At 64.8% G+C, this 11,951-nt stretch carries 11 protein-coding genes and 1 pseudogene; 8 read left to right on the forward strand and 4 right to left on the reverse strand.

Features of this window, described 5'->3' with window-relative positions:
* Positions 1–83: 83 nt before the first annotated feature.
* Positions 84–920 carry an EcsC family protein gene (locus tag FVF58_RS03040; RefSeq protein WP_149668451.1) on the forward strand — a complete coding sequence of 279 codons (837 nt, stop codon included), beginning with the start codon at positions 84–86 and terminating at the stop codon, positions 918–920.
* Here FVF58_RS03040 and FVF58_RS03045 read toward each other — a convergent pair.
* From FVF58_RS03045 to FVF58_RS03055, 4 genes and pseudogenes are all read right to left on the reverse strand, one after another.
* A complete protein-coding gene (locus tag FVF58_RS03045) occupies positions 890–1,870 on the reverse strand; it encodes an alpha/beta hydrolase (RefSeq protein WP_149668452.1) in 981 nt (326 codons plus the stop codon). The genes FVF58_RS03040 and FVF58_RS03045 overlap by 31 nt on opposite strands.
* 118 nt (positions 1,871–1,988) lie before the next feature.
* Complete coding sequence (locus tag FVF58_RS03050) at positions 1,989–2,423, reverse strand: CHRD domain-containing protein (RefSeq protein ID WP_149668453.1); 435 nt, start codon at positions 2,421–2,423, stop codon at positions 1,989–1,991.
* A 573-nt stretch (positions 2,424–2,996) separates the two neighbouring features.
* Positions 2,997–3,179 (reverse strand): annotated as a pseudogene (locus tag FVF58_RS51180) (hypothetical protein); the annotation flags it as partial.
* 369 nt (positions 3,180–3,548) lie between these two features.
* Complete coding sequence (locus FVF58_RS03055; RefSeq protein WP_246216913.1) at positions 3,549–4,982, reverse strand: MFS transporter; 1,434 nt, start codon at positions 4,980–4,982, stop codon at positions 3,549–3,551.
* Positions 4,983–5,079: 97 nt separating this feature from the next.
* Between FVF58_RS03055 and FVF58_RS03060 the strand changes: the two genes are divergently transcribed.
* From FVF58_RS03060 to FVF58_RS03085, 7 genes are all read left to right on the forward strand, one after another.
* Positions 5,080–5,967 carry a LysR family transcriptional regulator gene (locus FVF58_RS03060; protein WP_149668454.1) on the forward strand — a complete coding sequence of 296 codons (888 nt, stop codon included), beginning with the start codon at positions 5,080–5,082 and terminating at the stop codon, positions 5,965–5,967.
* A 451-nt stretch (positions 5,968–6,418) separates the two neighbouring features.
* Positions 6,419–7,135, forward strand: a complete 717-nt coding sequence (locus tag FVF58_RS03065) for a c-type cytochrome (protein WP_149668455.1) — start codon at positions 6,419–6,421, stop codon at positions 7,133–7,135.
* Positions 7,136–7,389: 254 nt separating this feature from the next.
* Entirely contained in the window at positions 7,390–8,742 is a 1,353-nt protein-coding gene (locus FVF58_RS03070; protein ID WP_246216914.1) for a c-type cytochrome, read from the forward strand.
* A 25-nt stretch (positions 8,743–8,767) separates the two neighbouring features.
* Positions 8,768–8,944: a hypothetical protein gene (locus FVF58_RS51185; protein ID WP_188130695.1), complete on the forward strand. Its 177-nt coding sequence runs from the start codon at positions 8,768–8,770 to the stop codon at positions 8,942–8,944.
* 2 nt (positions 8,945–8,946) lie between these two features.
* Complete coding sequence (locus FVF58_RS03075; protein ID WP_149668456.1) at positions 8,947–9,519, forward strand: cupredoxin domain-containing protein; 573 nt, start codon at positions 8,947–8,949, stop codon at positions 9,517–9,519.
* Entirely contained in the window at positions 9,506–11,131 is a 1,626-nt protein-coding gene (locus FVF58_RS03080; protein ID WP_149668457.1) for a b(o/a)3-type cytochrome-c oxidase subunit 1, read from the forward strand. The genes FVF58_RS03075 and FVF58_RS03080 overlap by 14 nt, the downstream gene beginning before the upstream one ends.
* Entirely contained in the window at positions 11,128–11,937 is an 810-nt protein-coding gene (locus tag FVF58_RS03085; protein ID WP_149668458.1) for a c-type cytochrome, read from the forward strand. The genes FVF58_RS03080 and FVF58_RS03085 overlap by 4 nt, the downstream gene beginning before the upstream one ends.
* Positions 11,938–11,951: the final 14 nt, after the last annotated feature.

The raw sequence follows: 11,951 nt of genomic DNA on the forward strand, positions 1-11,951 counted from the left end.
CGCTCTAAGCGGAACGTGCCGCCGCGAGCCATCGTGCCGGCAATCAACCGAAGAATGCCCACCACATGATGCCAGGGAGGCACATGCAGCCGAGTTCGCTCGCATCACCGTTATCGGAACTGGACCTGAATGCGCTGCGGCGCGCGAAACACCAATTGGAAAGCCCCGCGCTGGCGATGAAGCTGGCGAGCATCGTCGGCGCGCCGCTGGAGAAGCTATTGGCGCGGATGCCGGCATTCGCCAACGCAAAAGTCACGGACGCGACCGAGCTGGCGTTGCGCAAGTGCCTGTCGATCGCGCTGCGCACGCTGGGCCGGCGCGACGCCGGCTCGTTGATCGCGCCCGACAAGCCGAGCAACCTGCTGCACAAGTTCGCGGTGGCGACCACCGGTGCGGCCGGCGGCGCATTCGGCGTGTTCGCGCTGCCGGTCGAATTGCCGGTCACGACCACGCTGATGTTCCGCTCGATCTGCGACATCGGGCGCAGCGAGGGCGAGGATCTGTCGTCGATCGAAACGCAGCTGCAGTGTTTGACGGTGCTCGGCATGGGCGGAACGTCGAGCGAAGACGACGACGCCGAGCTCGGCTACTTCTTCATGCGCGGCGCGCTCGCGCAGGCGGTGTCGAAGGCGTCGTCCGAAATCGCGACCAAGGGGTTCAGCTCGCATGGCTCGGCGGCGCTGCTGCGGCTGCTCAACGCGATCGCCGCGCGCTTTTCGGTGCAGGTGAGCGAACAGATCGCCGCCAAATCCATTCCGGCGATCGGCGCGGTGCTGGGGGCGATGGTCAATACGGTGTTCATCGACCACTTCCAGCAAGTCGCGCACGGGCACTTCACGGTGCGGCGGCTGGAGCGGCAGTACGGCAACGAAACGATCGAGGCCGTGTATCAGACTCTCGATATCACGCTCGACGCCTGAGCGGCCGCTGGCGCGGTGTTCGCGGCGCGGCTCGTCGCGTGTCGCACGAAGGCCGCCGCGTGCTGGAGCGCACGGCTCGCTTCCGGGATGAACGGCGCGAACATCGGCCATACGTGCGGCATCTCCTTCCACACTTCGAATTCGCAGTCGACACCCGCTGCGCGCGCGTTGTCGGCGACACGTTGCGAATCGTCGAGCAAGACTTCCGTGCTGCCGGCCATCATGAACAGCGGCGGCAAGCCATGCAGGTCGGCGTAGACCGGCGACGCGTAAGGATCGGTGGCCGGGCTGTCCCCGAGATAGACCTGCGCGGCCCGCGCGATCGCGGCGCCGCAGAACATCGGATCGACGCTGTCGTTGCCGCGGATGCTCGCGCCGGCCGCGGCCAGATCGGTCCATGGCGAGAACAGCAGGCCGCCTGCCGGCAGCGGATCGCCGGCGTCGCGCAGCGCCACCAGTGTGGCGAGTGCAAGGCCGCCGCCGGCTGAATCGCCGGCAATCACGATCGACTCAGGCGCCGTGTCCATCGCGATCAAGCGTCGATACGCCGCGAGCGCGTCATCGAGCGCCGCCGGGTAGCGATGCTCGGGCGCGAGACGGTAATCGAGCGAAAAGACCCGCGCATCGGCGCGCGTCGCCAGTCCGAACACGATCGAGCGATGCGTGCGCGGTGAGCAGAAGTAGTAGCCGCCGCCGTGGCAATACAGCACGGTGGCGGCCGGCGCATGAGCAGCCGGCGCGCCGTCAACGCGCTCCAGCCATTCGCCGCGCAGAGGCGCGTCGTGCGCGCCGTAGGTTTCACGCAGACGCCAGCCGCGCGGCACACTCGGCGACCAGACGCGCTTCTCGGTCAGCGCACGCGCTCTCTCGACATCGACGCGCGGCTTGAGTGTCTCCGGTCGAAACTGCCTGCGCAGATACCAGCATGCGAGTGCACTTTGCCAACTCATCGGGACGCGCTCCTTCGTAACTGTCCCGTCATGGTACGTGCGTTCAGCGTTGCGCCGGTGGACGGTGGCGTCTAATGCCGGGCGAAGGCCCGGCCACCGGGCATCCCGAGCGTGCCGCCTAGTTCGCCGGCAAAACCTGTCCGCGAATCTCGCCCATCGGGTTCTGCGCGGTGTGCACGTTGAAGTACCACTGCCCGGCCATCAGATCCGTGACCTGTTGCTCGGTGAGCTTGGTCGCTCCTTTGATCGGGCTCGCGAGCGCGCCCTTGTCGATCGGCACCTGGATCTTCGCGTTCTGACCGACCGGCGCGGGTCCGTGGAAATGCGCTGCGGTGGCCGGACCGCTCAGGCCTTCATAAGTGATGGTCCATTGCAGCGATTGGGTCGACGTATCGAAGGTGGCGTTCAGCATCCCGTGTCCATGGCTCACCCGAGGTGGCACTTCGCTCGAAGGTTCGAGGTCCGCCTTCAGATCCACCGTGTCCGCGAACGCGACCCCCGACGCCAGCGCCCACAACACCACAGCCAGATTCAGTTTTCGTAGCGTAATCATGGTCTTCTCCGGACGTTGATGCACCGCCGCACCGATCGGTCGGTCACGCGCGGCGCCACGCCATACTAGTGCAAATCGTTGGTGCATGTCGGCGCGCGGGAGTGGGCTTGACCGGCGCCGGTGTTGAGGTGTGTTCGCGGCGGCCGCTGGCTGGGTGCTCGTTGGGTAGTTGTCCGTAGTTATTCGCGCAGATGATCTTGGGCCAAGACGTTCGTGAGCGTGTGTACGAACCGTGCGTGTTGAGGGCACCTGTGCGTCGAACTTCCGATCAACCGAGCGGCCTCGCAGGACGATTTCATCGCCTTATTCGAACAGTTAATTGCGGATTTTGAACTAAATCAATCGCGGCATCTCGGCTATGCTTCCTTTTGCGAGAAGTGACTCCTTCATCGAAGGATGTCTCCAAATCTTTTAACGCGGCTTCGGCCGCGTTTTTTTCGCCCTCCCGCTTTTCAGCCTGATTTTCACGCGCGCGGCTGCATTTTCTTGCATCCGGCTGCACTCGCTTGCACTGCCTCGTGAAAGCGCACTTGTGCATGTCCGCGCCGCCGCAAGCGCTCCAACCACAACGCTCTACGCGAGCAAAGTCGCCTGCTGCTCGACGCCGTCGAGCATGGCGCAGCATTTGCCGATCAATGCGAGCCCGTCGCTACGTAAACGCTCCGGTGTTTTCTCGGCGATATCGCGGCGATATTCGTCGAGCGCTTGAGCCAGCGGCGGATATTGCAACACGCTTGCCGCCCCTTCCAGGCGATGTTACCGGCATCGTGCGCAAGCCGGGCAGAATGAATGCGGACTGTTCGCCAGAATGCTTCGAAGATGAGCCGCGATTTATCGCATTCGTTGTAGGAATGATTTGCGCACGCGCTAGAAGAAGCGAAGCCACGGAGCACACTTTAATCTGCCGCGTGACGGCGAACCAAGCTGCCAGAGCGGCGATAAAATCACCCCTGCCACGCGACGAAAATCGGATGGGTCCTCCGGCGATAACCTGATAGCTGATTCCAGCTGTAAAAGAAGATAAAAATTTATTATCCGGACTGAGTATTTTCGACATACTCGCGTCGCCCATTTCCGGTTAAGACGCAATGACTCTGCGCGACTCGCGCCGCCACCGCGCCCGCATCAGGTGGCGTCGCAGGCTCGCGCCGTTTGCGCGCCGCCCTTAGGCACCGCGCGCGGAAACACCGGCAACGCGATCAACGCGCACGCGCTGGCCACCGCCCACACCATCGGCCACGAACCGACGGACAGCAACGGCGGAATCGCAAGCGGCGTCAGGAACAGCATAAGGAACACACAGGTATTGCCGATCGCGAGCGCCGTGCCCGCGCGGCTCGTCCCGGCCAGCGTGGCGAGCTCCGTGAAGGCGACGCCGTGCCATGCCGACGCGCTCACGCCGCCCAGCACGATCATCAGCGCGAACATCACGGCCATCGCCGCGTGATGCAAACCGGCGAGCCCGGTCAGCAGCGCCAGCAACGCGAACAACCCGGCGGTCAACAGACTGCAGATGCGCATGTACTCCCGCCGATTGCCCCGCCGATCGGTCCAGCTGCCGCTCCAGACCCGCGCGATCGCAGCGCCCGTCTGCACCGCGGCCATCGTCACGCTGATCGCCAGCACGCCGGCTCGGCTGAAGTCATGCAGGAACACGGTGCCGAACGTGACAATGGCGATTTGCGGCACGCACAGCGCCCCAGCGCCGAGCGCCACGCGCCAGATGCGGGTGTCGCGCAACGGAGATCTCCTGGCTGGCGCGGCGGCTACCGCGCTGGCGCCATGCAGCGCCGTGCCGGCTGCTGCGCTTGAGCCATGCATCGCCGTGCTGGTTGCCGCGTTTGCGCGGGGCATCCCGGCGCTCATGGCCGCACTCGATCCATTCGCGTGCCCGACCGTCCGTCCGACGCCCTCTCCATCAGCGCTAACGTGCGACGGTTCATGCAACCACAGCCACGCGAACAGCGCCGTGATCGCGCACGCGAGCGCCAATACCGTATAAACGCTCGCAAATCCGCAACGCGATGCGAGCGCCGGCAACATCAACGCGCCGAGCCCGCCGCCTGCTGGCACCGCGGTCTGCCGGATGCTCATCGCCAGCCCGCGCTCGCCCTCGCGAAACCACGCCATCACCGCGCGGCCGCTCGATCCGTTGACGCTGCCGCCGAGCAACCCGACCAGCAGCAGGCCGAGCGCTAGCGTCGTCACGCTGGGCACACGAGCGCCGCTCGGCGCGACGAACAAGGCGAGGCCGGCAAGCGCGGCGGCAGTCGACAGCAGGCCGAGCAGCAACACCCGGCGATCGCCCCAGCGGTCGGTCAGCAAGCCCCACGGCAACTCGCTGAGCGCAATGCCGAGCCCGAGCATGCCGAGCACCAGCCCCAAGCCGTGATTGTTCAGGTGATAGCCCGAACGTAAAAACACCGCCGTCGTCGGAATACCGGAAAAAGCGGCGGAAAAGCTGGCGTTCGCTGCGAATCCCACTCCCAGCACCTTCCAGCGATGACTCGCCGCAAGTTCGCTCACGGCCCGCATGGCCAGAATCGATCTGCTACCCATGACATCCCCCTTGCAAATAATCTGGGGGTATCCTACGGGTGGGCTTTCCATCGGAAAAGCCGGAAATTCAGATGACTTCCATCGGATATACCGAATCATGAGCCAACGCGGATTCGACCTCGCGCAGTTGCGCACTTTCGTCGCCGTCGCCGAATCGGGCAGCGTGTCGGCGGGCGCGCAACGCGTGTTCCTGTCGCAGTCGTCGGTGAGCGAGCAGTTGAAGAAACTCGAGGAGCGCGCCGGCCAGCCGCTCTTCGTGCGCAGCAAGCAGGGCGTCAACGCCACCGCCGCCGGCAGCCGTCTGCTCGACCACGCGCGGCGCATCATCGCAATGAGCGAAGCGGCGTTCGAAGACCTGCAAGGCCGTTCGCTCGATGGCGAACTGCGCATCGCAATCACCGACTATTACCGCCCGCACGACATCGCGCGCATTCTCAAGGCGTTCTCCGAACAGCACCCGCGCCTGAAGCTGCATGTCACCGTGCTGCCGAGCGCCGTGATCGACAGCAATGCCGATGACGATGCGTCGTTCGACATCGGCCTTTCGTTGCGGCTCGTCACCGGCAAGCCGCACTCGAGCGGCCGGCGCGCCGGCGCGGCGAGCACCGTGGTGCGGCGCGAAAAGCTGCTGTGGGTGAGCGCCGCCGACGCCGCGCCGCGACCGGCCGCGCCGTATCAACTGGTGCTGCTACCGTCGAGCTGCCAGCTGCAGCGTTTCGTGGTCAAGCTGCTCGACGAGCACAACGTGCCGTATCTGGTCTCGCATTCCGCGTCGGGCGTCGCGGGTTTGCAACTGGCGTTGAAGGCCGGGCTCGGCATTTCCTGCCTGAACGAATCGTCGATTGGCGGCGGCGTGGTGGCCTGTGCGGCGAACATCGGGCTGCCCGCGTTGCCCGCAGTGGAATTTCATCTGCTTCCGGGACGTCCCGGCGAAAGCGAACGCGTGAGCAACGCACGGATGGCCTTGATGCGCCTCTTCGCGTGACGGGAATTTGATCAGCATCAAACAATCACAGTCGCGCGATAGCATTTACGTAGAAAGAGCCCGCAAAATAGGACGTTGAAAGCGCTCTGACTGCCGCCTATGATGAACAGACGTACGACTTTCCAATCTTTGTCTGCTATTGACGCTTTGGATAAATTGCTGCAACCTGCTACACGCTGCAGCACGTTTCAGGTGCCGTTCCCGCAGCCCGAAAGCCGCCATCCACCGGCGCATTCAGGCGGATCATTGTTTGAGTCAAGCAATTGCATCGCCGCATCGAATATTGTTTCGCCATCCAAATTAAATCCGTTCCGATTTGCAGTAACGCAGTCGTCATAAGAAAAAAACTGGCAGACCCGCGATGCGTCGTCCGTTGGATTCGCGAATCGATCCGCGAGCGCACGCATGAGAAACAAATCGAGAAAAAGAACGTTCCCCAACGAGGCCTCGCGTGCATCGTAGAACTATCGGATCTTCGGTACTGTTCGCGTTTTACGTGCTGTGGAGCGGCGCGGCGCTCGCGGCCGCCGACGCGCCCGGCGCGATGCCCCCGGGCATGGACGAGCGCGTGCGCGCCTGCACCTCGTGTCACGGCGTGCAAGGCCAGGGCCGCAATAACGATTACTTTCCACGCATCGCCGGCAAGCCAGCGGACTATCTGTTCAATCAGCTGACCGCCTTCCGCGACGGCGGCCGCACCTATCCGCCGATGGGCTACCTGCTCGCGTTTCTGCCCGACGACTATCTGCGCCAGATCAGCGAGTACTTCGCCGCCCTGCAACCGCCCTATCCTGACGCCGATCACACCGAGGTCTCGCCCAAGGTGCTTGCCGCCGGTCAGCAGCTCGTGATGCACGGCGACCCGGCGCGCAAGATACCGGCGTGCATCGCGTGCCACGGCGCGCGCATGACCGGCACGCAGCCGGGCATTCCTGGCCTGCTCGGGCTGCATGCGAGCTACATCGCCGGACAGATGGGTACATGGCGCTCGGGCACGCGTCGCGCGCTCGAACCGGACTGTATGCATACGATCGCGGTCAAGCTGAACGACCGGGACATCACCGCGGTATCGAGCTGGCTCGCGCGCCAACCGCGTCCGGCCGATCCACGGCCCGCACCGGCGTCCGCTGAGCGGCTGCCTCTTGCATGCGGGAGCCAACCGCAATGAAGCCGATACTTTGCTTGCTGGGGTTGGGTCGGGCGTTGAGCGGCGTTTGCGGCGCTGGGATGCGCTCTGCCTCGCGGTTTGTTTCGTGGTGCTTCCTGAGCGTCGTCTCGTGCTACTTTGCCGGTGGCCCGTCGAAGCGTTGCGCGTGGTTCGCGTCGAGTCGTTTTGTGCGTCGTTTCGCGAGCCGTTTGTCGTGCGCCTCATCGTTGCGCGCTTCGCGCTGCGTTGCACACGCTACGGCACCTCGCCGTCGTGTGGCTGCATCGCTCGCTTCCGGCTCGCTAAGCGCGTGCCTGATCGCAACCGGTGGCGCTGCGCTGCTTCATGCGCTGCATGTGCCGCTGATCGCCGAAGCACGCGCCGCCGACACCGCGACGCCAGCCACACCGCAATCCCCGCCCAGCCCCTTCACCACCATCACCCCCGCCCATAGCGACCCCAACGACACTCGCCCCGACATCGTCAAACGCGGCGAATATCTGGCGCGCGCCGGCGACTGCATCGCCTGTCACACCGCGCCGCGCGGCAAGCTGTTTGCCGGCGGCCTCGCGATGGAAACGCCGTTCGGCACGCTGTATTCGCCGAACATCACACCGGATGCGCAATACGGCATCGGCACGTGGAGCGAGGAAGCGTTCTTCAAGATGATGCGCACCGGCCGCAAACCGGACGGCTCGCTGATCTATCCCGCGATGCCGATCGCCCAGTACACCAAGGTCACCCGCGAGGATTCGAACGCGATCTTCGCTTTTCTGCGCACCGTCGAGCCGGTGCGCCAGCCTAATCGCAAGCACACGCTGCGCTTCCCGTTCAACCAGCGCGATCTGTTATATGGATGGCGCACGCTGTATTTCCGCGAAGGCGAGTTCCAGCCCGACCCGACCAAGTCGGTCGAATGGAATCGCGGCGCGTATCTGGTCGAAGGGCTCGGGCACTGCTCGATGTGCCACACCAAAATCAACATGCTCGGCGGCTCTTCGCCGCGCGATCAGTTCGCCGGCGGTCTGATCCCGGTGCAGAACTGGTACGCGCCGTCGCTGACATCCGACAAGGACGGCGGCCTCGGCGACTGGAGCATCCAGGACATCGTGGACCTGTTGCAGACGGGCACCTCCGCGCGCGGCGCCGTGTATGGCCCGATGGCCGAAGTCACCTATCACAGCCTGCAGCACCTGAGCGACGACGACATCCGCGCGATGGCCGTTTATCTGAAGTCACTGCCCGACAATCAAGGCCGCAAGACCGGACCGTCCGCGAAAGTCGATCCCAAGACGTTCGCGCTCGGCAAACAGATCTACGCCGACAAATGCGCGCTGTGCCACGGCGCCAACGGCGAAGGCCAGTTGCCTCACTACCCGCCGCTCGCGGGCAATCAGTCGATCGAAATGGATTCGGCGGTGAATCCGATCCGCATCGTCCTCAACGGCGGCTTCCCGCCGGGCACGAAGCGCAACCCGCAGCCATATGGGATGCCGCCGTTTGCGCAGGAACTGAACGACGCCGAGGCGGCTGCCGTGGTCACCTATATCCGCACGGCCTGGGGCAATCACGGCCAGCCGGTGACGGCCCGCGAGGTCAGCGAGTTGCGCAAGGCGCCGCTACATTGAACCGCCGCACTGGAGAACCCACGAGATGGATGCGAACGACACCCGCAACGCGCCCCCGCCCACCGACGACGAAGTGGAACGCGTCGTCGCGGCGGGTCCGCATGGCGCCATCGCGCTGGCCGGCGTCGCCACGGTGATCGTCATGGCGATCTGGTTCGGCTTCTACTTTTTCGCGTTCCTGCCGCGCGGCATCATTCACTGACCATGTCGACCAATCCCAATCATCAACCGGATAGCGGCCACGCGGTCGCGATGCGCGCCGAGCGCCGCTGGGCGATCTTCGCGGTCGGGCTGATCGTGCTGATGCTGGCCGTGATCGTCTTCTCCGGCCTGCATTGGGCGATGATGCCGCCGTCGCGCGTCGAAACGATCGACCCCGCGCGCCTGCAACTGTCGGGCGAATTCGTCGAGGACAATCTCGGCAGCGCGGTGCAGCCGGACGGCTCGGTGATCGTGCGCTTCATCGCGCAGCAGTATTCGTTCACGCCGCAATGCCTGCTGGTGCCCGCCGACACGCCGATCACGATCCGCACCACCAGTGCCGACGTGGTGCACGGCCTGCTCGTCACCGATACCAACATCAACACGATGGTCGTGCCGGGCTACGTCGCCACGCTGAACACGCAGTTCGACCACCCCGCCGATCACGCCATGCCGTGCCACGAATTCTGCGGCTTCGGCCATCAGACCATGTGGGCGCATGTGAAAGTGATCGACAAAGCCGCCTTCTTCGAGCAAGCCCGACAATCACGGAGGCTGAGCTGTGTTTCACGCTAAGCGACTCGTTCTCGCGCATTTCTGGCTCGCCTTCATCACGTTCCTGATCGCGCTCTTTCTCGGCGCGTGGCAGATGCTGGTGCGCAGTCCGCTGGTGCCGTGGATTGGCGACCCCGAGTTGTACTACCGCTCGGTGACCGCGCACGGCTCGGTGATGGCCTACGTGATGCCGACGCTGGTGTCGATGGGCTTCGGCTACGCCATCGTCGAACTCGCGCTCGCACAGCGCCTCGCCGGCCTCAAGTGGGCATGGGCCGCGTTCATCATGCTGGCGGTCGGCGCGGTCATGGCGATGGTGCCGGTCGCGCTCGGCTCGGCCTCGGTTCTCTACACCTTCTATCCGCCGATGATCGGCAGCCCGTTCTATTACCTGGGCGTGGTGCTGGTGGTGGTCGGCTCGTGGATCTGGGTCGCGCTGATGCACGTGAACCTGCGCATCTGGAAGCGCGCGAACCCGGGCAAGGCGGTGCCGCTCGCGATGTTCGCCAACGTGGCGGGCGCGTATCTGTGGGCGTGGACTGCCGTCGGCGCGGCGCTCGAAATCCTGTTCCAGATCCTGCCGGTCGCCTTCGGCCTGACCCGCACGATCGACGCCGGCCTCTCGCGCATCCTGTTCTCGTGGACGCTGCATGCGATCGTCTACTTCTGGTTGGTTCCGGCGTACATCGCTTACTACACGCTGGTGCCGCGCGCGATCGGTGGACGGCTCTACAGCGATGCGATGGCGCGCGTGTCGTTCATCATGTTCCTCGTGTTCGCGATGCCGATCGGCATCCACCATCTGTTCGTCGATCCGCAGGTCGGCTCCGGCTTCAAGTTTCTGCACGCGGTGTTCACCGGCATGGTGTCGGTGCCGACGCTGCTGACCGTGTTCACGATTTGCGCGTCGGTGGAAATCGCTGGCCGGCTGCGCGGCGGCAAGGGCGCGTTCGGCTGGCTCACCGCATTGCCGTGGCGTAACCCGATGATGCTGGTGATCGCGTTCTCGTTCGTGATGCTCGGGCTCGGCGGCGCGGGCGGCCTGATCAACATGAGCTATCAGCTGAACGCAACGGTGCACAACACGCAGTGGGTGACCGGCCACTTCCATCTGATTTTCGGCGGAGCGATCGTCATCATGTACTTCGCGATCGCGTATGAACTGTGGCCGCAATTGACCGGCCGCGCGATCCTCTCCGAAAAGCTGGTGCGCACGCAATTGTGGCTGTGGTTCATCGGCATGATGACGGTGACGCTGCCGTGGCATTACGTCGGCCTGCTCGGCGCGCCACGCCGCATGGCCTTTTACGACTACTCCATGTCGGGCATGCAGGACCAGGCGTTCTGGGTCGGCATGTCGGCGGTGGGTGGCCTGGTTCTGGTGGTGTCGGGCGTGCTGTTCGTCTACATCCTCGCGAAGTCTCAATTCGGGCCGGCGGTGCAGCCGCAGGCGTTCCGTTTCGCGAGCGCGGTGCATCCGGTCGAACGGGTGCCCGCCGCGCTCAATAGCTTCGGCTTGTGGGTGGCGTTGATGATCGGGCTCACTGTCGTCAACTACAGCGTGCCGATCGTGCAGTTGCTCAGACTGCCGCAGACCTCGGTGCCGGCGGTCGTCATCGGAGCGCAGCGATGAGTGAGGAACGCGTCTTCAGCTTGCGTAACCCGTGGTTCACCTGGAGCGTGGGCGGCACGATTGCGATTGCGATCGTGGGGATTCTGATCGGTTTCATCTGGCTGCCCTCGGCGAGCAGCGCATTCGGCGACCGTGGCTTATGGGCGACGATCTGCGGCGCCGCCGGCGCGCCGTCGAACTGGTATAGCGGCGCCAGCGCAGGCGGCCCGGTGCCGAGCGAGGTGGTCGTGCTGCCGCCCTGGCACCCGACGCGCTCCAGCGCGGATTCGATCGGCCGCGGCGCGACGATCGCCACGCAGAACTGCTCGATGTGCCACGGCGTGCTCGGCACGCCGCCGGTCACAGCGCCGGCGCTGGCCGGACAGTACCCCGACGCGGTCTATAAGGAATTGCGCGACTATCAGAGCGGAAGGCGGCAGAGCGCGGTGATGCAGGCCATCATCGTGGCGCGCAGCGATCAGGATCTGCAGGATCTCGCGGCTTACTATACGTCGCTGGCGCGAGGCCCAGCGGCCGAGACGCCGCGCGTCGGCGAAGAACCCGACGCGAACGCGGTGCGGCTGGCAATGCAGGGCGATCCGCAGCGCAATATCGCGCCTTGCGCGGCTTGTCATGGCGAGTTGGATCGCAAGGGTGCGGCGCCGTGGCTGGGCGGACAGTCGTCGATTTATCTCGCGGGGCAGATGCGCGCGTTTGCTTCCGGCGCGCGGCATAACGACATCAATGAACAGATGCGCCACGTGGCGCGGCAGTTGACGTCGGCGGAAATAGATAGTTTGGCTAAGTATTACGCGGCCATGCCGTAACGGCCCGCTCACGT

Source organism: Paraburkholderia panacisoli (assembly GCF_008369935.1).
GTDB classification, from domain to species: Bacteria; Pseudomonadota; Gammaproteobacteria; order Burkholderiales; family Burkholderiaceae; genus Paraburkholderia; species Paraburkholderia panacisoli.